Genomic DNA, 23624 nt, shown 5'->3' on the forward strand with positions numbered 1-23624 from the left:
AGACCTATTATAGATTTAGTACAGCATTATGTATTTGCACAGATTAGTGTTTTTTTGTCTTTTTCGGGCATGTAAGAAACGGATATTGTGAAGGGCTATGATTACAATGAAATCAATTCACTTAAAAATTACGTTAATCGCAGGAGGCTGCTTCTTGCTGCTGTTCGTTGCATTGCTTGTAACAATATATTTGGAGATGAACCATACGGTTGTCCCTTTGAATAAGAACTTAACGCAGCAAGTGGTTACTGCACGCAGCGACCAGATTGATTATTGGTTTAATCAGCGCATTGGAGAGATAGACATGCTTGCTTCTCTAGCTTCGGACCATCAGTGGACACGAGATGAATTGCTGCAAGAGTTCGATAAGTTCGAGGCGAAGAAGAAAGTAGAGTACGAATCCATACGCGTGGTGGATATTCACGGAAATTCCTGGTCAGCAAGGGACAAGCCTTTTTCGATACTAAACCGACCCTACTATCGAAAACTGCTGAATTCAGATTCCAATTATGTGGTAAGCAATCCGATCGTATCCAAAGCGAATGCAGCCGAAATCGTCGTCATTCTTTATCGCGTGAATCCATCGGTGAATGATGAGGTAGCTTATATTGCCGCAGCCGTCTCCGTCAAGAAGATGAGGGAGATTGCTCAAGATGTAATGCTATATGACCAGTCAGGCCAGCTTATCGTCGATTGCAGAGAGCTGGGTGAAGAAGATGGAGCGGAGGATACAGCAGATAAGAAGAACATGAGTGTATTTGAGGCTCCAATTCAAAATGTGGAAGGCTGGAAGTTAGTACTCAAAGTACCGAATTCAAGTCTATCGTTAGCGGTGATCAAAACCCAGCGGACTGCATTGCTGGTAGGCGTTCTTATCGGTAGTGCGTTTATCGTCTTTCTGGTGCTGCTTGCTTCTTCCATTATTCGTCCAATTCAGTCGCTTCGCCAGGTAATGGAAAATGTGCAGAACGGCAACCAAACCATACGAGCAGATGTTACGCGCTCGGATGAGATCGGCGATCTTGGACGAAGCTTCAATGACATGCTTGTTCAATTATACGCTGTGGAGCAGGACCGAAAGGAGATGGAACTCAGACTGATTCATGAGCAGATCAAGCCGCACTTTTTATACAACACATTGGATACGATCCAGTGGATGGCAACGGAACATGGAGCAGACAATGTGGTGGAGATGGTGGAAGCGCTTAGCGCGTATTTCCGATTAGGGCTTGGCACAGGCAGTCCATACATTCTGCTTGATCAGGAGTTGTACCATGTCGAGAGTTATCTTCATATTCAAGGTGTGCGATATGAGGAGATTCTGGACTACGAGCTTCGATATGATGAAAAGCTTGATCAGTGCCAAGTCGTTCGCTTCATGCTGCAGCCTTTGGTGGAAAATGCGATTTATCACGGGATTAAGCCACTTGGGGATCAAAAGTGCAAAATTTCGATTACAGCATATAAACAGGCCGATTATTTGGTCATTAAGGTTGAAAATAATGGGGTTATGATTCCGGAAGAGAAGCTTGAGCAGATAAATCAAGCCCTTCTTGATGATACATATGATCGTTCTGCCACAGGCTTTGGGCTATACAGTGTAAACCATCGCATTCGACTAGCTTACGGAGTGCCATATGGCCTTGCAGTGAAGAGCGAAGATGGCATTACCGTTATGGTCATTCGAATACCTTTGGACGGGGAGTGGAATGAAGATGTGGAAGATTGTCATCGTCGATGATGAAACGATCATTCGCAAAGGCTTGCGACAATACATTGAGGAGAGTCCGTATCTTTTTGAGGTTGCAGGAGAAGCGAAAAGTGCAAACGAAGCATTGAATATGGTGGAGGAAGCCCCACCACATGTATGTCTTGTGGACATCAACATGCCGAATATGAATGGGCTCGATCTGATGAACATATTGCGCGAACGCTGCCCGTCGGTTCTGGTTGTCATCATCAGCGGGTACGATAACTTTGAATATGCGCGTCAAGCCGTGCAACTGCAAGCATTCGATTATGTATTGAAACCTGTGCCGAAGAGTGATCTGAACAAGCTGCTTCATCGGATCGATGAGCATCTTCAGGTAAAATATCCTTTGAATTCACATGAAGGCAGGGTGGATAAGGAGCGGGAGCTTCCCGGGTATACAGGGGATGGGACAGTGCTTATTCAAAAAGTAACCGAGTATATTGACAGTCATTATCAGGATCCGGAGCTGTCTATTACTCGAGTAGCAGCACTATTTCATATCAATCAAACCTATCTTAGTAAGCGTATGAAGCAAGAAATCGGTGCTTCATTCCTTGACTATGTCACCGAGCTTCGGATATCGAAGGCGAAGGAGATTCTGGATGACGTAATGCCGAATATCAAAATCGGGGATCTGGCCGTGAAGGTAGGGTATAAGAGCCAGTACTATTTTAGTCGTGTGTTCAAAAATAGAGTCGGCTTAAGCCCCTTAGAGTACAAAAAGCATCCGTTCGGTTATGGATAGGAGGGCCATTCTCGTCCCTCTGCAGCACGCCATAGATGTTATGCTCGGTTCAGATCTTCAAATTCCTATCAACCATGAAGAAATTGAAGCGGTTAGAAAAGATAGTAAGGGGATCATCCCGGAGGATCGGCTAATAGTCATTGCAAGAAGCAGAAAAATATCAGAACTTGCAAAGGAACTTTTGTCAGCTCAGGCATTATTAAGTAAATCGAACTTTATTGTTATAGCTACTAAGTATTTATCTATTTCCATAGAGGAGAGCTTAGAAAGCGACGATATCTTATTGAATATTCTAGCCTTATTGGACCGACGAGTTGGGAAAAAGCGGATTTTAAACATGAGCGAGAAGATGAGTTAAAGCATCCAATTGTGCAATATTTTTATGAACTAAGGCGTCAAGAGCAGATAAACTGTCTGGAAGTGTCTTAGGGCTCCTCATATAAGTTTGTTCACATTGTCCACCCACGCATGTGGAGAGTGTCGCTCTACTGGTAAGGAAGGATACAGTGCTATGAAATCCTTATATTTATTGGACTTTACGGACAAGTATGAGAAAAAATGTTGTTAAAGAGATGGCATCATTGCCGTCTCTTTTTTGTTTCACTTTTTTAGTATTGCGCTGACTCTGGTTCCCGCTACCGCATCTTACGATCACAAGCATGAAAGACTGCACGAAAATTAGTGTTGATGCTTATGTTTAACCCCTCTCTGCTCTGCTAGGTGACAGGCATCATAGACGTACCTGCGTGATGTTGCTACGATGTTCCATGGAAATTAAGCGAAAGTGATCACAAGAAATTACAGAAGGAGTTATTTATCGTGAAAAGAATCGTAACCCTAAGCACCCGCAAACTGATGGATACCGCAAAACACGGCGGATGCGGCGCATGCCAGACCTCTTGCCAGTCCGCTTGTAAAACTTCCTGCGGCGTTGCAAACCAGAAGTGTGAAAATGCAATGAACAGATAAGATTCGGAATTTTACCGCCCATTGCTCTGCTGATGGGCGGCTATTTTTAAGAAATGGACGCTTCCGCTACAGGATGGCAAAGCCGTTTCTACTTGTGTGCAAAAGGAGCTTGATTAGTAAGTATGATTCATCAATATAAACTAAATGGATACAATATCGTGCTCGACACTTACAGTGGCTCAGTACATGTTGTTGATGACCTAGCATATGAAATTATAGCGCTTTATGAGAAAACTTCTGTCGACCAAATCGTGACAATGATGTTAGAGAAATATAAGCATGATTCCAGCATTTCTGAGAGTGACATTCGAGAAACCATCGTGGATATCGAGGAGCTTATAAATGATGGTCAGCTTTTTACAAAAGATGAGTATGAGAACCTCTCGCTTGATTTAAAAAAACGGAAAACTTATGTTAAGGCACTCTGCCTCAATGTTGCGCATACCTGTAATCTATCATGCGACTATTGCTTCGCCAGCCAAGGGAAATACAACGGAGATCGAGCAATCATGAGCTATGAGGTTGGACAAAAAGCTATCGATTACCTGCTTGAAAATTCGGGTCATCATCGAAACCTGGACATCGACTTTTTTGGCGGGGAACCGCTCTTGGCTTGGAAAGTGGTTAAACAGATCGTAGCTTATGCAAGAAGCAAAGAACAAGAATACAAAAAGAAGTTCCGCTTCACCTTCACGACGAACGGGATGCTGCTGAACGATGAGGTCACCGAGTTTTTAAATCAGGAAATGTACAATGTCGTATTAAGCCTAGATGGAAGAAAAGAGGTTCATGACCGACTTCGCCAAACGGTTAACGGAAAAGGCAGCTACGATCATATTGTTCCGAAGTTCAAGGAATTCGTTCGTAAGCGCGGGGACCAAGAGTACTATGTTCGAGGAACTTACACTCGTAACAATGTCGATTTCACCAACGATATATTTCATATCGCAGACCTTGGTTTTGACAAGATCTCGATGGAACCAGTCATCTGTGATCCAAAGGAACCTTATGCACTTACCGAGGAGGACCTGCCGGAGATCTACAACCAGTACGAAATTCTCGCCAAGGAAATGATTGGACGTGATGAGCAGGGCAAGGGGTTTACCTTTTATCACTACATGCTTGACCTCTCGGAAGGACCTTGCATCCAGAAGAGAATTACTGGCTGTGGTTCAGGAACCGAATATCTTGCTGTCACCCCCTGGGGAGAGCTTTTTCCTTGTCACCAGTTCGTCGGGGATGAAGAATACAGCATGGGAAACCTCTGGGATGGCATCACAAAACCTGAGCTGCAATGTCAATTCCAAGAGAGCAACTGCTACTCGAAGCCGGAATGCAAGGACTGCTGGGCTAAACTCTACTGCAGCGGTGGTTGTCCTGCCAATGCACTGCACGCGACGGGTTCCCTCGTCGGAACCTATGACTTCAGCTGTGACGTCTTCCGCAAAAGAGTCGAATGTTCTATGATGGTGAAGGTGGATGAATCCATTAGAGCGATGGAAGGGCAATCTAACTAATTAAAATAACGGGTGGGTAACGGTAACCGAGAAATCGACACTTTTAAATGAAGTGCTCTTTCTCGGTTTTTTGTATGAATTCGGAGAAGAAGGACTGTAAGACAAGAAAGACGATCAGTTTCTGCAAAGTGCAGATCAATGATCGTCTTTTAATCTGAATCTATGGAATAAATTCTGTGCGTTGCTCGATAAATTTGGAAGCAAGGAGCAGGGCGGGGCTAAAGAAGTGAAGAGATTGAGGATCGGATGTATGGAGAAGGGGCAAACACGGAGCCAACAAGCCTGTCCTCTGTTTTGTTATTGAAGGCGGAATTACATGTTCTAGAGCAAATTGCAGCAACAACTGGAGGGCTTTCTCAGTCCAACGCTAGAGGAATTGGATAAAATGTGAAAATATATACCCATTTGTAATACTTTCGCCATGTTCATTACTCCCAAAATAAGCAAATATAGATAGAGAAGCTGATACGATAATGCAGCCGTTTAAAAAATCATCGAGCTGTTCTGATTGTTATTGAAGGAATTATAGGAAGAGGTGTTGTGAACGATGGTTATTTTCTTCGATAGAGCTAAACGGCCGCTTTGGGAGGGCAGGCCCTCCATTTACTCCCATATTCAGGTACAAGGAGAATCCGTGGACGGATCGCTGCCGGATGACGAAGAATTCTGGTCCGGTGATAAAATCAGATGGGTAGCGGGCGGTTTGGATGGAGCTTTTGGACATCATGCCGGACCTGCTAAGATGACGGATGAGGCAAGAGAGTTGGTTCGCCTGCTGGCGAAGCAATCCAGAAAGCCTAAGAATTCAACAAGAAAGGCCCTATATGCTAAGCTTGTGAAGACAGATATAGGGGGAATGATGGATGTTGTTCTGGATGAGGTACGCAAGCAGCCCGGGATACAGCCGGACTCCGTATTCCATGAAGCGAAATGGTTAGCGGAGAATGCGGCGCACCGAAATGTCGTCAAATTCGGGATTGCCTTACTGGGCCTTTTTCAAAACGAGCAAGTTAAGGATTTGCTTCTAACGTTGGGGAGACATGAGGAATTTACGCTTTATGCTGTGGTTGCGATTCATAATGGAATGGAAGACAGCAATCAAGTTCTATTTGAATTGGCTCAACAGGTTCATGGATGGGGGAAAATACATATCGTCGAGAGACTTGACCCTGCTAGTCAGGAGATAAAAGATTGGCTGCTGCGGCAAGGATGCCACAACAACGTCATGAACGAATATTTAGCCTGTATTTGTGCTAGAAATGGTGGCTTGAGGGAGGCACTTTCTGCTGACCAGGTAGATAGTGCATTATTGGATGGGGCAGTCGATATCATTGAAGCGCTATTGAATGGCGGGCCTGCTGAGGACATGGATGATTATGAGCATGCTCCACAGGTGTTATTTGATTACGTGAGGCTCACTGGGAAGATAGGAGGAACTGCAAAGCATCTGTCAGCTATATTTAGCATTTACGATTTCCTGGCTGAGGATGAGGAGAAATGGACCGAACGGATGTCTGCGGGCTGGAGCGAGCAGTTAAGAAGCGATATCAGCGATGCTTGCCAATCGATTATGGCTAACATCAAGTGGATGAGTATCGTTATGGATGCTGTTAACAGCGGTGATTCGCCGGACCGTTACTATGGCGTAGCTTGTGCTGAAAAGCTTGGCATTGATATTTGGGACACTCTCTACAATCAGCTTGCAGCCAACCCGCTACAGGATTTCTATTACTATCAGCTCATGAAATCGAATGATCCAAACCGAATTCATAGGTTCGTTCAATTCGCCATCGAACACCTTCCTTTGCAACAAATCGCAACTGGACCAGGGAATGAGATGGGATTCGGCGAAGAATATGCAGCACATAGGAAATTGGGAGCTATCTTGCAGAGCCTGGACCGGTTCGAGGGGATAGGGGCAGAGTTGATCCTCACTGGCCTGAATAGTCCAGTGACCTCCAACCGGAACATAGCGATTAAGACATTGGAGAGCTGGGACGTTTCATCATGGGGGGAGAAGCTGGTTGACGCAGTCTCTAATTTATCAGTAGTCGAGCCTAACGACTCGGTAAAAGAACGGCTAGACCAACTCCGTGAGGCAAAGGGGTTGTAAGTATGAGGAATATTCATGATGGAGGAGCTGATGGTTGTATTATATAAAAAGAACGTGCTATTGTATTGAATATTCTGGCTTTGGTGGACAGAAGAGTTGGTGAGAGGCGGATTTTGAGCATGGCTGAGAAGATAGTGTTGAAGCATCCGATGTGCGGTATTTTTATAAACTGCGGCGGGGGGCGTTGTAGGGTTCAAATCCATAATTAGCTGGATGATTTAATAAGGACTTCTGATTAACAGGAGTCTTTTTTTGTTTGATTTGTAGAAATTTCATAGATTTACATTGGGGATTGGGCTATCATTGTTTTGTGCAGAGCAAGTGTTAAAGATTGAATTTGAACAACATGACGGGGGTACAAATGGACGAACTAATCGAGAAAATTATCCAATTCCGCGACGAAAGGGACTGGAAGAAATTCCACGATCCCAAAGATCTGGCTCTTTCTATCTCGTTGGAGTCGAGCGAACTGCTGGAACTCTTCCAATGGAAGAACAGCCAGCAAGCCATAGAGCAAAATTATTCCGACATGCAGGACGAAATCGCTGATATTCTCATCTACACGCTAACGCTCGTTCATGATTTAAATATCGACGTAAAGGATGCCATCCTTCAAAAAATAAACAAAAATGCGGAGAAATATCCGATATCCAGTTTCAAGGGAAGTTCGCAAAAAAGTATGCGGCAGTGAACGAATAGGGGAGAGCTCCATGATTATTTATGAATCGACCAAGCAACAATTTATGAATGATGTGACCGAAGACAGCATTGCGGTAAAGATTCATAACCAGTTCGTGCAAAAAGCCGGTAGGGTTTCCATGGGCGAAATCAATGCATGGAATAATTCGATGAACTACCTATATAAAGTATTAAACACATCTACTATTCCAGATGACGCAGGAATCGCGATTGAGTATAAAATTCCAGCGTCTTCCAGAAGAGTCGACTTCATGATTACAGGCTTGAACGAAAAGGATCAATATTCCGTCGTTATCATTGAGCTTAAGCAATGGACAGAAGTTGAAACGGTTGAGGATGCGGATGGCCTTGTTAAAACCTACTTTAACCGAACGAAGACGAGAACGCCGCATCCTTCTTTTCAGGCATGGTCTTATGCTCAACTGATTAGTGAATATAACGAGACTGTGCAGAACGAAGCGGTCCAACTCTATCCTTGTGCTTATTTACATAACTATGTACAGACCGATAACGACCCTCTATTGCATCCTGTCTACAATCAATACATTGAGGAAGCTCCTATCTTCTCGAAGGGAGATGCTCTAAAGTTAAGAGGGTTTATTTCGACCTTCATTAAAAAAACCGATAGAAGCAAATCGCTTTACCTCATTGAACATGGCAAAATTAAACCCTCTAAATCGCTGCAGGATTCACTCGTCAGCATGCTGCAGGGGAATCAAGAATTCATCATGATTGACGATCAGAAGGTAGTATATGAGGAAGCGTTAAGATTGGCGCAGCAAGCCCAGTCGGGAAAGAAGCAGGTCTTGATTGTCGAAGGCGGACCAGGGACAGGTAAGTCGGTTCTCGGAATTAATCTTTTGGTAGATCTTACGGCACGAGAACTAGTCTGCCAATATGTAACCAAGAATAGCGCGCCTCGTGCCGTATACATGAAAAAGCTGCAGCAAAACGTGAAGAGATCAGTCATTGATAACTTGTTTAAGGGATCAGGCGTTTACTATGAAGCATTGCCCGATGAATTCGGTTGCTTGATTGTTGACGAGGCGCATCGCTTAAATGAAAAGTCGGGTTTGTTCAAAAACAAAGGAATTAATCAAACCATGGAGATTATCCGCGCTGCCCGGTTTTCTATATTTTTTATCGATGAATATCAGAAGATCGCGATGCACGACGTTGGCAGCAAAGAGCAGATTAGACGGTATGCTGAACAAATGGATGCTGATATCACGGAGTTGACATTGGCTTCTCAATTCAGGTGCAATGGATCCGATGGATATCTGGCATGGCTCGACGATGTACTCGATATCCGTGAAACGGCAAACGCAGATGGTTTCGATTTCGATTATGAAATTCGACTTTATGATGATCCGAATGAATTACGCGATGAAATCTTCAGCAAAAATCAGATAAATAATAAGGCAAGAATGCTTGCCGGATACTGCTGGGATTGGAAGACGGATGGAAAGAACAATCCTGGCGTTCATGACATTCAATTAGATCGCTATCAATTTTTCATGAGCTGGAACCTTAACAATACGACGACCTGGGCGATCGACCCTGAATCCATCGAACAAGTGGGCTGCATACATACCTCACAGGGACTTGAATTTGAATATGTCGGAATTATCATTGGCGAAGATATGCGTTTTGAAAATAACCGTATCATTACCGACCCGTTCAAACGTGCGAAAACCGATAAGTCTCTTTCAGGCTTCAAGACCTTGTATAAGAAAGATAAGGACGAAGCGCTCCGAATAGCCGATCAAATTATACGAAACACCTACAGGACATTAATGACCCGGGGAACGAAAGGATGCTATATCTACTGTGTGGATCCTCATCTGAAGGCGTACTTGCAAAGGCGATTGGCTATCCAAAGTTCGGTCGTGATTTCGGGATAAGGCCAATTGAGGGCGATGAAGAGTTATATCATTGATTTGAAAAGACAGAGGATCGGATGAATGGAAAGGGGGTAAACCCGGAGCCAATCAGCCTTTCCTCTGTTTTGTTATGGAGGGGGATTACATGTGTCTATCTAATGCAGAAGGTAAGCAAAGCGTATCATCCCTAATGCGAAAAGTTACCGCCCAAAGACTAGGGCTTGATGCAAACTGTACAACTCGTAGGAAATTGTTCGAGGCTGTACCCAATGAATGCTCCACATAGGTGGAGAGTGTGACGGTGCTGATAAGAAAAGATTAATAATAAGATGTATCGATGTTTAGACCCTTCCTATGACTGGAAGACTTTTTCATTTTTAAGTGGGATTTTTATGTAGAGTAAACAATAGAGGGGCTTTATGGAAAACAAATTACAGGTATTTATGAATAACTATAACTGCTTAGAAAAATTCTTTATACCTAAATTAATTGTGGAATCCGGTTGTAATCTCTTATTAATACTATAAAGTGTTAAAGGAACTTCTGGAAATATAAATAAAATACTAAAAGAGGCGATAATATGATAGGAAAAAATTTCGTATTTCAGCAAATGAAACAAGGTATAAATATGCATGAAGTCATCCCACAAAATAGAGTGGTAGATCAATTGAGGAAGAAAAAAATTTTTTCAGAGAAAAACAAGCCAGAATGTAATGAGGATCCGAAATCATTTTTTACTGATAGAACAAGAGATGATAAAAACTTTTGAGTATGTTGAACCTAATAGTGATAATCTTAAACTAATTCAATAAGATTTGCCTCGATAATAAGAGAATCATGCAATTTACTCGAAGTTGTATCTAAGGAAGTGTATTTAACTTATTTGAGGTACCTGATGAGGAGCAATTAAATATTTTCAACTACTTATCATTAGATAAAATAATGAATTTTAGTATTGTATGTTTATCATCTCCATACATACCAGCAATGAATAATCATAAGCATAAAATCATACCCTTTAAGAGTTAAATAAATGGGATAAATCTTCGCCGTTAGATTCGAAATTTCTTCCAAGATGGTGGAGCATATACAACAAAATTAAACATAATAATGATGGAATTGATAATACAATATTATCTGTAGGGGGAGTTTACGTAATAATAAATGGCATATATGGTGATGGAGTTCTGGTTGGAAATTTAAGAGAGTATGTCGAATTAAATATGATCAATTCAAAATTTATTGATTATAGAATAGAAGGATCAAAGTTATTCACTTATGGGACTATGGGAAGCGAAAGTTTAATTCCTGTCTATGGATAATCTAGATTACAGATGATCTAGCTTTTAGTACTTATTTCACTTTTTAATAAACTTTGAAGTTTAATCGTTTAATCGGTCACTGAGGAGCATCAACATAAAGACACGATGAAGTAATTTTCAAATAGATGATACATTGGAGCGAAATGCTGTATTAGGAATGTTTTATTATATTGCAAATAAATATTGTAGTAATCCTTATTGTCTATATATGAAGCTCAAGGTTTTTGTGACTTGAGCTTTTTGCATTAAATGTAGTCCTTAAAAGGTCTAATAGACAATATGAAAGAAAAATCTTAGAGGCATGTCTATAAAGGGGCGCACGTACATAAGATATTATATTAATGAATACAAAAGTAACTTATTCATAGTTCTAAATACCTGCTGCTGATATAATTAGATCGGTTATTATATACTTTATTTTAAATGCTTTCACTTCAAGGAAGGAATATCCATTAGTGCTAGAGAATGAGTAAGCAAATAACAATTAAAAATTTGTCGTTTTTTAGCTTGGATTCCTAAGGGGAAAATCGAATAATTTGGAAGCTTACTACTGAGGTGATTAAAACAAAATGGACAACTTAGTCGAGAAACTTAACAGTTATGAAAATGACTATTGGGATTTTACTGAATATAGAGATAAGAAAGCGCTTATTAAGTATCCTGGTATGATGGTAGCGCCCATGCAAGAACAGCTTCTAAAGGATATCATAGAATACGATCAAGGGATTACAAGTATCCTTGATCCTTTTGTTGGGTCGGGGACAGTATTAACAGCAGGAGCTGCCCTAAATTTAAATACCTATGGTATTGATATTAATCCACTTGCAGTATTGATTTCTCGAGTAAAACTAGAAGGAGTGCCATTAGTTAAAATTCGTGAGAGTATTGCCGAGATAAGAACTAATATTACACTTTTGCTGGGAAACACAGAGCCATTCGAGTTCATAAACATAAATAAATGGTTTAGAGAAGATGTAATAATTGATTTGAGTACTATAAGAAAAGCAATAGAACGGGAAGGAAATATAAGAATACGTCGGTTTTTTTGGGTGTGCTTTGCAGATACTATTAGAAAGTTTAGTAATACACGTTCAACTACGTTTAAGCTCCATATAAAGGAAGAAGAGAAAATTAAGTCGATGGACAACCATTGCATACAGTATTTCATTACAAAAATATCGTCTTTGTATATGAATTATGTGAAAGATAGTAATTCTTCTAAAGCCAATCTGTTTACAGGTAATTCAATTAATATATTAGAAAAATTTCCTGATGAAAGTATTGATTTAATATGTACATCGCCACCTTACGGTGATAATCATACTACTATTACATACGGACAATATTCAATACTCCCTTTACTTTGGATTGACTTAAATGACTTAGATCAGTTTGAAGTAAGTCTACTGAATAATCTAACTGCTATCGATAGAGTGAGCTTAGGTGGACACAACAATATGGAAGAGTTTGAAGTGAAAATAGAGTACGAAGACTTAATTCAAAATATTAGCAGTGAAAAAGCAAAAAAGGTTAGATACTTTATTAATGATTATTACAAAGTCTTTTTTGAATTAACAAGAATATTAAAAAAAGAAAAAAGATTAGTTCTGACATTGGGAAACCGTAGAGTAGATAATCAAGAGTTTCCTTTTGATGTTTTTAATGATAGGCTTGCCGCAAAATTTGGTTTAAAAGAAGAGGCTGTTCTAACTAGAAATATACAAGGAAAGAGAATGCCTGCAAAAGTATCTAAGATCGCCAATTTAGGTTCAGTTAAGTCAATGAGTAAAGAGTATATAAAAATATATAGGAAATATTAAATAAGGGGATTACTACAATGCAGGAAAATTTACATCTTGATTCTTCATCGATTGCAAATATTTTGGGGACAGTGGGGAGCCCTTTAATTGTTGTTTCAGAATTAATTAAAAATGCTATTGATGCATCAGCAGATAAAATAGATATTCTGTATGATAGGGGAAACCAAACAATCACTGTTATTGATGATGGACTTGGATTCTCTTTAGACGATATTCGACAGCTTTCGCAACCGGGGTTCTCAGGGAAAAAGAGTCGAGGGAATTTAACAAATGCCAAAGGAGCCTTTTATACAGGAAGTAAAGGATTGGGACTTTTATCAGTTTTTTCTTTGTGTAATCATTTGACTATTCAAACAAAAGGTGGTAACGGTGAATATTTAATTAACTGGTCTAAAGATACAGGTAGTTATTATTATGAACAAGTTCAGGAGTCTACAATTCAAAAGGGTTCAGTAATTACTTTAAACAATATTTCTTCTGCAAAAATGACTTTGCTGACGTCTGATTCTGAAATAAAGAAGTTACGTCATCTTTCTACATATCTATATAAACATGCTAGCTTATCGTTCCCTGAAGTCACTCTCTCGATTGACCATAATCAATCTAACTCTTTACTATTCGAAATGGATCTTAAAGGGATGCTCTTTGATGTGAACTTTAGTTACGATAACAAAACAGAAACCTTAATGTTTCAATGTTTTTCAGATAATCCTGAGATAAACAGCTCGAAGATTTTAATTGATTCATTTGAAACATCTGAAATTGAGCATTTACTGGGAAAATATTATGGAATAAGTCAAATTATAAAAACACGTACCAATGACAATATTAAATTCAAGGAACTTGAGGGTGTTCAAGGAGTTCCGGCTTTTGAAGGAAGGTTTGTGGTTTATGAAAAACAAACAGCTGGTAGTATGCTCAAAGATTTTGGAGCAGGTGTAAATATATATACTAATGACTTGGCTATATATAATTATTTATCTGAAGAACTTGATTGGTTGGGTTTTGCTGATTTTTCACAAAGGAAAAAAGCAACACGTCTTAAACCCCACAATGTTTTTGGATTTGTCAATATGCCATATTTTGATGAAACGATAGAAGAGTTGAAAATATCTAATGAAAGAGCTGATTTCATTCAAGATAGTATATTCGTGAAACTAATGTACCTTCTTAAAGGTGTCATTTCATTTATGATTATAAATATTGATGTTACATACTCTAAAAACAAAAGAATTAATTCAAAAACCAAATTTCATGATAATAACCTCAACAACAATAATGAATCGAGCACTGTTGATAACGAAGATAAAGAGGGGGGAGCGCTGGAAACTGCTTCGAATGGAAGTGAAAGTCCTAAGAAAGAAGAAATTAAAGAAGAAAATGTAAATAAAGATTTAGATGAAATTGTAGATGATATAAAAGGTGAAGGTGATGATAAATCAGGAAATTTTAGCTCCGAAAATAAAGATATAGAGGATACCAAAAAGACTGGAGATGAAAATGAAGCGGATTATGAGCCGGAGACTATGTTTAAACCACAACATAAAAAGAGAAATAATTTAGTATTTACCTCAGTTGAAGGAGAATTATTTGAAACTTTAAAAAGTTCAAATGATCTGGGGAATAAGATTTATCAAACGGTCTTTGAGTTAAGCAAATTAAATGTACTAATGTATCCATATGCAACAGTGTGTCTCTATAGAACGCTAATTGAATCCGCAACTCAATATGCATCCAAAAAAAGTGGGGCCGAATATCAGGAGACTGCATTGCCTGCTTCAATTAAAAATGTTCTAAACACATGGAGTAATTCAACAAAAACTTCAAAAGAGTTTAAATCAAATATTGGTTTATGGAGAGATTTAGTTAATAAGAGGGATCTACTTGATAAATTAAACTTGTATATTCATAATGTGACACCGGTAGATGTCGATTTAATTCTTGATACTTGGCAGTCAATGAAAGGATATATTAGAGAATGTGTGAAGAGTTAAAATCTATATTAGAGCAATAACTGATAAAGGGAGTTATTATCACCAACCCCTGTCAAGTACGGCTTAACCAGAATAGATAACGCATGGGTTATGAGCACTTTACAATAAACTACATAATCTTATTTACTATAGGAGTGGGATACGCGGGGCAAAACCCTGGGTTACTTTTTCTTTTGTATTATTTTAATTTTTTTCAGTCATCAAGCTCATATTTAGTTAATGTTAAAAAGTTGAGAGACATAGCAACGCATTTACTTCAGCCCCATGAATCATTGTAGCTGGTAGATAGGAATGGAGTTAATGGTAGAATGCATTATTTTAATATGAGTAAGCCAGTTTCAAGAAATTGGCTGCAAAAGGCAATGTGCAGCATATGTCATGGATATACAGTAATGTCAGAGTAAGAGCTAAGTGGGACTCTATATATCAGCATATCTTTAGTCAGGCAATCAAGAGTTCTCTGCAATATTTCAATGCTGCTCTTAAGAAAGGGATTTATTTTAAATGTCGAGTTACCTGATCTCTAGCCTATTGAGATGTATGTTCGTATTCCTGAAGGGAAAGCCTTTGATTATATTCTGGTAAAAGAGATTGCCGGGTTCAGTAGATTTACGCATCGCAAGTGAAAATGATGTTTTGGCATCCATCAAAAAGTAGATTGAAATTAAGAACGAGAGTAGACATGTACATGTACGTTTAACCCCAAAGCCCGAGAAGGATGAGTACATATTGAATGATAATAGCAAGAATACCAAAGAGGATATTAACCAAGGTGTGTTAGATGCCAGTCCACTTATATGCGCTTCTCTAACCCTCCAGTTGTAACGACTAGAAAGCAAAATATTAAACGTTCGAATACAGGAAGAGACACCTATAGTTAGAATAGGAAGAGGAAAACTCAGACCTAAAATTCAACTGTTGGTGGTGATACGCCTCCTATCGATTTTCACACATAAAACGATACCTGTTACTGGGGCTTTTAATCTGGAATCGTTATTCAAAATGAAATAATTTCTGCAGCATTAAGAATTCCCCATGGAGAACGGTTATCAACGAGCTCCCAATGGACACGCCGTACATGTTCTAATTTGTTCGGGTTGTAAATGTACCCGCTACAGTATGTTATTGAGGGGACGAGACCGGATAACTGGTAGAACTCTATTCTGGTTTTCAAGCCTAATCAGAAATTATAACTTATTAAAATCCAGCAGAACATTAGGCTACTCCTTTAAGGTCTTGTTGAAAATGGGGATCAATATGTTCTTGTTTTTTGCAGTTGGATTTAAATTGAGAAAGTTAAGCATTATCGTAGGATATCATTTAGATTGGGTTTACAGATTAGGAGGAAAGATAAATATCCAAACTAATTAATAGTATGATGAAATACAACGATGTATTTAAGTTTATTTCCAAAACGTGTAATTATAGTATAATAGTCATGGGTGAGCAACATGATATTTTTGGAAAATACAAGTAAGTATTTCGTTAACTTCAGGGAGGTGTGGTGCCTTGACTAGAGAGTATGGGGACATGAGCCTAAAGGAACTGCTTAAGATGAAAGCTTTAAGTGAAAGCGACATTCAATATAATTTGGTATTAGGAAATAAATATCTAGAATTGGGTAACTGGTCTGAAGCAAGTGAGTATGCTGCAAAGGCTTTGAAAATTAATTCCAATTCTGTGGATGCATTGTTAATGTTATCTAAGTTACAAGAACTGAAAAATGACTACAATGGCGCTATAACGATTCTAGAAAAAATTCTAAGTCTAGAATTATCACCTGAAATATTTTTAAGGATAGCTAATCTTTTTATAATTGATCAAAATTTAGAAGCAGCTCTTAATGAGGTGGAAAAGGGTCTAAAGCATTTCTCTTCAAACCTTCAATTATTAATATTGAAGTGTAGAATATTAGAGAGAAATGAAAATGTAGAGGAATGTAGAAAAACATTTGAGAGGATTATTAATATTGAATCTAATAATCCAATCCATCAATATGATTATGCAGTATTCCTAAGGAACAATGGAAAACATAATGAAGCTTTAGAGATTTTCAAAATACTTAAAGAAAAAAGAGAGTACTTATCTAATGAGTTAAATCTATTAATAGATAGATTCTTATTGGAAAGTCCTCCTACAAAGCAACATTTCAAAGTGGGGGCTAGGCTCTTAATTCAACTTGGAGAGCAGATGATAGAAAATGAAACAGTAGCCCTTTCTGAGTTAATAAAGAATTCTTATGATGCTAGGTCCCCCTCAGTAGATATCATTGTTGATACTAACTACGAAGAAAGAGGAGTGAAAATCGGGAAAATCGAAATTAAAGATAAAGGGATAGGTATGACGGTGGATGTAATTAAGAATCACTGGTTATTGATATCCACTAGTATGAAGTTGAAGCAAAAAAAGAATAAATCTACTGAAAATGTTCCATTAGGAGAAAAAGGTGTTGGAAGACTATCAGCACATAGATTAGGTCATAAGTTGGTGGTTGAGACTAGTATTTTAAACGAGGCCAAAAAAACTTATTTGGAAGTAGATTGGGAAAAGTTTGAATATGATCCGGATATGCCTATTGATTCTGTGGATGTTCTGTTATCAGAAGCAACTGAAAATATAGAAAAGCAATACACTACGCTAACAATAACGAAACTAAGAAATTCTGATTTTTGGTGTAATCTTATTAAAGATTCAAAATCAACAAAAGATTCTAAATCTAAAACGGAGCTGCAAAAAGCTTTGTTTTCGATGATATCTCCCTACAAAGACATTCAGAAAGCTTTCGCACTTAATATAGAAGTCAATGGGATACCTCTAAAACTTGATAATGTTGATGAGGATTTTTTAAAAACAATAGGCACAACAAAGTTAGAGCTTGATTTTACTCAAAATTCGAATGGTGAATGGGAAGCAGAAATTAAAACCATACTATACCCGGACTTTTACGCTTTAAAAAGCAAACCCTTGGAGAATAATTTGAGCGAGTTTGAATCAAAATGGCTCAAAGAATATCTTGAAAGAGCGAATTTACCTAAATCAGAGAGAGTGTTTCCTGATTTATGGAATCAAGATAAATTACTTAATAATTTTAAGGATCTGTGGGAAACACAACTTTTCGGATTACAAAGTCCTGGGAGATTCAAAATGGTTCTTTATGGATTTTCACGTGATAAAAGCATGAAAGATAGAGTTAATGAAGGTCTTGCCAAACTTTTTAAAGATAACGTAGCAAAAACAATGACAGCAAAAGATTACTTCGATTCTATTAAAGGTGTAAAGATTTATAGAGATGGGTTTAGAATTTTCCCATACGGAGAAGAGAAAAATGACTGGTTAGGCTTGGATCAGTCTGCTACATCATCTGGTTCTTATGATGATCTTAAAAGTTCAAACACAACGGGATTTGTTGCTCTTACAGGAAAGGATAATCAAAATCTAAGAGAAAAAACGAATAGAGAGGGATTTATTAGTGACTCTTATAGTACAGTTTTTTTCAAGATTTGCAATCAAGCTGTAAAGTTAGCGAATACTCATATTAAAAGAGAAGCGGATTTCTTAAGAAATATTAGTAAGGATATTAATATTAAAATAAAGGAAGAATTGGAAAGTGAAGAAAGAAAGAATAAAATTGAACTCGAAAATATGAGGAAAACACTTCTTGAGGCTGCAACTAATCCTAATGACGTTTCATCATATGAAAGTAATAAATCCATAGCTTCTACTGCGCTTAATTTTACTGATCAAGTCAATACTTTTATTAATGCCTCTGCTCAGCAAAATAAAGTATTAAAGACTACTATCGATGATTTGCTAATTGATATGGATAAGTTAACTGAATTAGCTAGTTTAGGCATGTTAGTGGAAGCATTTACTCATGAATTTGAATTGCAAAGTTCTAAGCTTAAAGGACTTGTAAAGAATCTTTCTACAGAGTATTCCATAGACAACAAATTAAAACGATCATTCCAATCCATGCAATCAATTTTAAAATTAATGGATGGCTACATTAATTATCTTGCACCCTCTTTTCAGAAAGAAAGGCAACGTAGGTCAAGATTGGAGATAGGGCTTCTTTTAAAAACAATCTTTGGCGAAGACTCAAGAGGTTTTATTAATTCAAGGGCATTAAGAAATGATATAAATATTTTTATTGAAGGAGATGAGCAATTCGTCATTTTAGGAAATCAAGGTTTGCTTACACAAACTTTTGATAACTTGTATCTCAATTCAGAATATTGGTTGAATGATGCTGCTAATAAAGGTCTGATAAATAAAAAAGAGATACATATATTAGTTGACTCTGAAGATAAAAAAGTGACTTATTGGGATAACGGAAGAGGTATTGATACAAGCATTGAAGCTGTTTTATTTGATGCATTCGAGTCAGGAAAACCTAATAATGAAGGACGAGGGCTAGGTCTTTATATTTCAAGAACGGTATTAGAAATGATGAATATAAAGATATATTTAGATAGCGAACGTAACTTCTATAATAGAAGATATAAATTTGTTATGGATTTTAGTCATAATGGAGGTTGAAGAATGAGTTGGTTTTCTAATATATCTAAAGTATACATTGTTGAGGACAATTTACACACTAATCATGAATCAGCATTAGTTTTTCCGGATTCTTTAGTAGAGGAGGAGGCACTTGATTTAAAAAGTGCTTTTTTAGATACCAAATTAACTTATCAAAATTTGTGGGATAAAATCGAATCAGAAGTAACTGAACAAGATGCGAGGGCTGAATTGGAAGACTTCATTGAAGGCCATTATACAGATTCTTTGGTGAAGTTAAATGAGTGGTACATAGATGGTGGTCGTAACAAATGGGAAGTGACTTGGAGAAATGAGCATTATCAAGATGAGTATGCGTTCTTAGAGCAACTACCGACTAAGCCTATTAAATTTACAAGTTATCAGCAAGCCATAGAACATATAAAACAAGAAACGCAAATTCCAGAAACTGATTCGTTAAAGCTCTGGTTTCTTGATAGAGAACTTGGAGAAGAAAACTATAGAGATAAAGATATACTATCACTTCTGAATATTTTATCCATAAAAAATGATTCCATTGGGATTATATATTCAGGAAAGACAGAGGCTCTAAAAACTAAATCAGATATCTATAAATATGTTAAAGACATAGTGGAAGGCAGTAAGCCAGGGAATGTAAATACACATCTTAAGAATTTTTTCACTTCAATAAAAAATGAAAATGAAAGCAGTCCTTTTTTAGAGGATGATAGTTTAATTAATGAAATGTCTACTTTATTTATGCAATTGTATGAATCAAAAACTGATCTTAATAATTTAGTATGGGTCATGGGAAAAGAAAACTTTCTTGACTACACTAAAATTGAAAACATGATCCAAAAGGCAAAACATGGTTTTGAATTGTATAAACTATTGAAAATTCACACAGTTGAGAGAAAAGCCGCCTTGAAGAATGGCTTGCTTTATACTACTCAACTTGAATTAGAAGATATTGAGCATTTAAAGCAAAAATCTATAAATGACGGTACTAATATAAGTAATACTTTAATTAGAATTAATGAAATTTATTCTAATCAGGCTTTTAACGATCAATTGTCAAGACGAGAGGATTATTTTCAGTTAATTAGAAGTATAGAATCATGGCAAGAAGTGCAACCCTCAAAAGATGCTGATCTTGATTTTAAAGAGTTGCTTACTATGGAAAAATTTGATTACAACATAAACACGTTGTTTAAACCTGTCATGACTGGTGATATCTTTGAGTCATATTCGTCTGAAACAGGACAAGGGAAAAATTCTAAAAAGTATCATATGCTTGTAACGCAAGAATGTGATTGTGTTATACGAAGAAATGGAAGTAAAATCAACAGAAGCGTTGGGGTTGCCTCTCTAGTCGAAATGAAGCTTACAAAAGATAATATTGGTAGCGACTTAGAGGGGAAAATAACGGAGTTATTAGGTAAAATTGAAGGTGAGAGCGCCGTTGATGATAAACGTTTGGTACTTGAGGAAGTCTTCTCTGAGGCTAATAAACAAGCCGCCGCTGCAAATAATGAAAAAAGACTAACTTTAGCACCTTTTAAAATGGGTACTGAGTACAGTAATGCAATGCTTATGTTAAGAAAAACTCTACATATTGACTTTAGGATATTGGATATTTGTATGCTTAATAATCTTGGAGAAGGCAAAGTTAATTTAGATGATATTGATAATATAAGAGAGAAAATAGTCACCATTTATCCGAAATTTTATCAAAAATATTTAAATAGTCTTTTAGATGCAACTCTTCATGCTCAAGAAAGAAATGAAGGATTTAAAAATAAAATTGAAGAAAGAACAATAAATAATTTCACAAAAAACGGAAATGTAGTAGACTATCGAATTCGCAGGATTGGGCGATTGAATATGCCTCATCAAGCGTTTGTACAAGCTTATTATGGTCTTACCCAAAGCAATGTTGGACTACCTATGGATTTTTAAAGGTCTTTGTAATGTAGTAAAGAAATGGAATTTGTTTTTGGTCAAAGCATTGCTCTTTTTTTTAGTTTAGTTGTATAATTGAGATTATTAATTTTTTTCTTTTTGTGTTTCTTTTGATTCTCATCACGTATTATATTTATTCTAATTGAGCCGTACATCTCAAGATGTACGGCTCAATCCTGGATGCACTAGGAGGTGTCGATTAATGGTAGCCATTGTGGACAATGAATGGTGGAAAGATTTGGATCTTAACTATGTGGGGGAAAATAACTTTGCATCGTTCTTTTCATCTGAGGGCAATATTCATACTTATCCAGCGAAGGCTGTTCCTGATATGATACTCTCATTACTCAAAAAATTGAAAGAACAATATGGGATAAATAAAGTCTTAGATCCATTTATGGGAAGTGGAACTGTGGCGCTAGAAGCTAGATATTTAGGTCTAGATTTTTACGGTTCAGATCTTAATCCGCTTTCAATTTTATTATCGAGAACCAAAGCCTTAACTGTTAATAACGCTGCTGATGTAGAAAAGGCATTAATTAATTTTGCTGAGAAATTAATCATAACTTATACAGATCATAAATTAGTTGATTTAGTTTTTTTTGAAAAAATTAACTTTTGGTTTAAATCGAAAAATATTCAAGAACTTTCATTTATTAAAGCACAATCTCATAAATTTCTGGCTAGTTGCTCCAAGAAAAACAGGGAAACTTATGCTTTGATTCTGTTAACTGCCTTTAGCTCTACAATTAGAGAAAGCTCTTTAACGAGAAATAGTGAATTTAAGCTATATCGTATGTCACCTAATGATGTAGAGAAATTTGAAATCGACTCTTTATTAGTTTTTAAAGAGAAGGTATCGAATTTAATGAGTATGTTAGCTGAAGCTAACAAAGATTCGTATAATAAGGCATTAACAGAAATAAAGATGCAAAATGCTAAAGATCTTTCAGTTTTCTATAATAAGAAAATTGACTTAATACTTACTTCCCCCCCTTATGGCGATTCTCAAAGCACTGTCGCATATGGAGAATTCTCTAAACTATCACTTCAATGGTCAAAAGATCTCTTAGCTAAGTATTTAGATATCCGAACAGAGGCAGAAAATGTAGACGAGCATCTTTTGGGTGGAAAAAAATCATTAAGTAGTATTTCATTAAGGATGATTTTACGTAGATCAAATACCTTTAAAGAATTATTTAAAACAATGAGGGAAGTTTGTAAGATAGATATTAAAGATTTAGTTAATGCTAAAATCAGTTTAAACATTCTGCAAGATAATATCAAAAAGGGATTATTTGAATATCAATATTTCGAGGAAAATAACATAGTTTTCGAATTGCTGAAAGAAAGAACCCGTTTGGAGTATTTTAGAAAGCTTAATGCAGAAACCACCTTGAAAAATAGAGATGTAAAAAAGTCAGCAATAAGCAGGAGAGACGAATTTTTTGAACAGCTCAGACAAGAACCCCAGAATGAAATGCTACTGGATGAAATTTTGAACAGAATACCATCTGTTCGAGAAACAATAAATAGAAGAATTAAAGCAATACCTCGCCGTATTAAATCAGTTCTTCATTTCTTTAGAGAACTGTATTTAGTTGTAGAGCAAACAGACAAAGTTTTAGATGATCAAGGTATACAAGCTTGGATTGTTGGTCATAGAACTATTTTAGGTTCAATAACAGTCGATATGGCGGGTATACTAAATGATTGGTTTGTATATTTAGGTTATGATAAAATTACTACCCTTCATCGGCAATATTCGTTTAAACGATTGCCACATCATATTAATTCTACTATCACTCGAAAGAATGAAATTAAAACAATGATGCAAGAACATATAATTGTTGTTAGAAAAAATGCTTCAAAAGATAATGCTATTATTAAGGCTGAACGAAGTGAGGAAGATTTATGTTAACAAAATATGACCTCAGTAATTTTATTATTGAGTGTAGTAAACAGAATAATGGAAGAGCGACTGTTTTAGAAGTAAGTAAATATATTTGGATTAATTATGAAAAAGAACTCAGACAATCTGGGGACCTGTTTTATACTTGGCAATATGTTTACAGATGGCAGGCGACAGAACTAAGAAAAAAAGGTATTCTTAAAAAACATGAAAATAACGGATATTGGGAGTTGAGTGACGAAGTATCTTCCAAATGACTTTTTTACACTGACATTGAGCCTGATACTTTATTTTTGGACAATAGCAAAAACAGACCCAGATATATCTTTACTAGTAATTCTAAAAAATAAAATAAAAATACTGTTCTTGATCCGTTTGTAGGTAGTGGGAACATTTGGACTAGAATCTAGAGTTTTA

General features: G+C 37.1%; 14 protein-coding genes and 1 pseudogene. All 15 read left to right on the top strand.

Features of this window, described 5'->3' with window-relative positions:
• Positions 1 to 154: 154 nt before the first annotated feature.
• The 15 genes and pseudogenes from NST25_RS03445 (at position 155) to NST25_RS03515 (ending at position 23464) form a co-directional block, all read left to right on the top strand.
• Entirely contained in the window at positions 155 to 1741 is a 1587-nt protein-coding gene (locus NST25_RS03445; protein ID WP_076190080.1) for a histidine kinase, read from the top strand.
• Positions 1716 to 2498 (top strand): response regulator, encoded by a 783-nt coding sequence (locus tag NST25_RS03450; protein ID WP_339189511.1) that lies wholly within the window; start codon positions 1716 to 1718, stop codon positions 2496 to 2498. The genes NST25_RS03445 and NST25_RS03450 overlap by 26 nt, the downstream gene beginning before the upstream one ends.
• A 52-nt stretch (positions 2499 to 2550) precedes the next feature.
• Positions 2551 to 2927, top strand: a pseudogene (locus NST25_RS03455) (hypothetical protein); the annotation flags it as partial.
• A gap of 390 nt (positions 2928 to 3317) precedes the next feature.
• Positions 3318 to 3467 carry a six-cysteine ranthipeptide SCIFF gene (scfA, locus tag NST25_RS03460; RefSeq protein ID WP_076098734.1) on the top strand — a complete coding sequence of 50 codons (150 nt, stop codon included), beginning with the start codon at positions 3318 to 3320 and terminating at the stop codon, positions 3465 to 3467.
• 122 nt (positions 3468 to 3589) lie between these two features.
• A complete protein-coding gene (scfB, locus tag NST25_RS03465) occupies positions 3590 to 4984 on the top strand; it encodes a thioether cross-link-forming SCIFF peptide maturase (protein ID WP_340393313.1) in 1395 nt (464 codons plus the stop codon).
• Positions 4985 to 5531: 547 nt separating this feature from the next.
• Positions 5532 to 7097 carry a limonene hydroxylase gene (locus NST25_RS03470; RefSeq protein ID WP_340393314.1) on the top strand — a complete coding sequence of 522 codons (1566 nt, stop codon included), beginning with the start codon at positions 5532 to 5534 and terminating at the stop codon, positions 7095 to 7097.
• 361 nt (positions 7098 to 7458) lie between these two features.
• The gene (locus tag NST25_RS03475; protein ID WP_340393315.1) at positions 7459 to 7788 is read left to right on the top strand and encodes a MazG-like family protein; all 330 of its coding nucleotides are present in this window, start codon (positions 7459 to 7461) and stop codon (positions 7786 to 7788) included.
• 19 nt (positions 7789 to 7807) lie between these two features.
• Complete coding sequence (locus NST25_RS03480; RefSeq protein WP_340393316.1) at positions 7808 to 9700, top strand: DUF2075 domain-containing protein; 1893 nt, start codon at positions 7808 to 7810, stop codon at positions 9698 to 9700.
• A gap of 559 nt (positions 9701 to 10259) precedes the next feature.
• Positions 10260 to 10448: a hypothetical protein gene (locus NST25_RS03485; RefSeq protein WP_340393317.1), complete on the top strand. Its 189-nt coding sequence runs from the start codon at positions 10260 to 10262 to the stop codon at positions 10446 to 10448.
• 1122 nt (positions 10449 to 11570) lie between these two features.
• Entirely contained in the window at positions 11571 to 12821 is a 1251-nt protein-coding gene (locus tag NST25_RS03490) for a DNA methyltransferase (protein ID WP_340393318.1), read from the top strand.
• A gap of 17 nt (positions 12822 to 12838) precedes the next feature.
• Positions 12839 to 14815 carry an ATP-binding protein gene (locus NST25_RS03495; RefSeq protein ID WP_340393319.1) on the top strand — a complete coding sequence of 659 codons (1977 nt, stop codon included), beginning with the start codon at positions 12839 to 12841 and terminating at the stop codon, positions 14813 to 14815.
• Positions 14816 to 16324: 1509 nt separating this feature from the next.
• Complete coding sequence (locus NST25_RS03500) at positions 16325 to 19354, top strand: ATP-binding protein (RefSeq protein WP_340393320.1); 3030 nt, start codon at positions 16325 to 16327, stop codon at positions 19352 to 19354.
• Between the two features lie 3 nt (positions 19355 to 19357).
• On the top strand, positions 19358 to 21292 hold the full coding sequence (locus NST25_RS03505; RefSeq protein WP_340393321.1) for a hypothetical protein: 1935 nt from the start codon (positions 19358 to 19360) through the stop codon (positions 21290 to 21292).
• Between the two features lie 205 nt (positions 21293 to 21497).
• On the top strand, positions 21498 to 23216 hold the full coding sequence (locus NST25_RS03510; RefSeq protein ID WP_340393322.1) for a DNA adenine methylase: 1719 nt from the start codon (positions 21498 to 21500) through the stop codon (positions 23214 to 23216).
• Entirely contained in the window at positions 23210 to 23464 is a 255-nt protein-coding gene (locus tag NST25_RS03515) for a hypothetical protein (protein ID WP_340393323.1), read from the top strand. Before NST25_RS03510 ends, NST25_RS03515 begins: the two co-directional genes overlap by 7 nt.
• The last annotated feature ends 160 nt before the right edge of the window (positions 23465 to 23624 follow it).

The sequence above is a fragment of the Paenibacillus sp. FSL E2-0190 genome (genome assembly GCF_037992965.1).
GTDB classification, from domain to species: Bacteria; Bacillota; Bacilli; order Paenibacillales; family Paenibacillaceae; genus Paenibacillus_AQ; species Paenibacillus_AQ odorifer.

Coding starts and splice junctions, on each gene's coding strand:
- NST25_RS03450 (WP_339189511.1), top strand. CDS start 1,716: ATGTGGAAGATTGTCATCGTCGATGATGAAACGATCATTCGCAAAGGC.
- scfB (WP_340393313.1), top strand. CDS start 3,590: ATGATTCATCAATATAAACTAAATGGATACAATATCGTGCTCGACACT.
- NST25_RS03470 (WP_340393314.1), top strand. CDS start 5,532: ATGGTTATTTTCTTCGATAGAGCTAAACGGCCGCTTTGGGAGGGCAGG.
- NST25_RS03475 (WP_340393315.1), top strand. CDS start 7,459: ATGGACGAACTAATCGAGAAAATTATCCAATTCCGCGACGAAAGGGAC.
- NST25_RS03480 (WP_340393316.1), top strand. CDS start 7,808: ATGATTATTTATGAATCGACCAAGCAACAATTTATGAATGATGTGACC.
- NST25_RS03485 (WP_340393317.1), top strand. CDS start 10,260: ATGATAGGAAAAAATTTCGTATTTCAGCAAATGAAACAAGGTATAAAT.
- NST25_RS03490 (WP_340393318.1), top strand. CDS start 11,571: ATGGACAACTTAGTCGAGAAACTTAACAGTTATGAAAATGACTATTGG.
- NST25_RS03495 (WP_340393319.1), top strand. CDS start 12,839: ATGCAGGAAAATTTACATCTTGATTCTTCATCGATTGCAAATATTTTG.
- NST25_RS03505 (WP_340393321.1), top strand. CDS start 19,358: ATGAGTTGGTTTTCTAATATATCTAAAGTATACATTGTTGAGGACAAT.
- NST25_RS03510 (WP_340393322.1), top strand. CDS start 21,498: ATGGTAGCCATTGTGGACAATGAATGGTGGAAAGATTTGGATCTTAAC.
- NST25_RS03515 (WP_340393323.1), top strand. CDS start 23,210: ATGTTAACAAAATATGACCTCAGTAATTTTATTATTGAGTGTAGTAAA.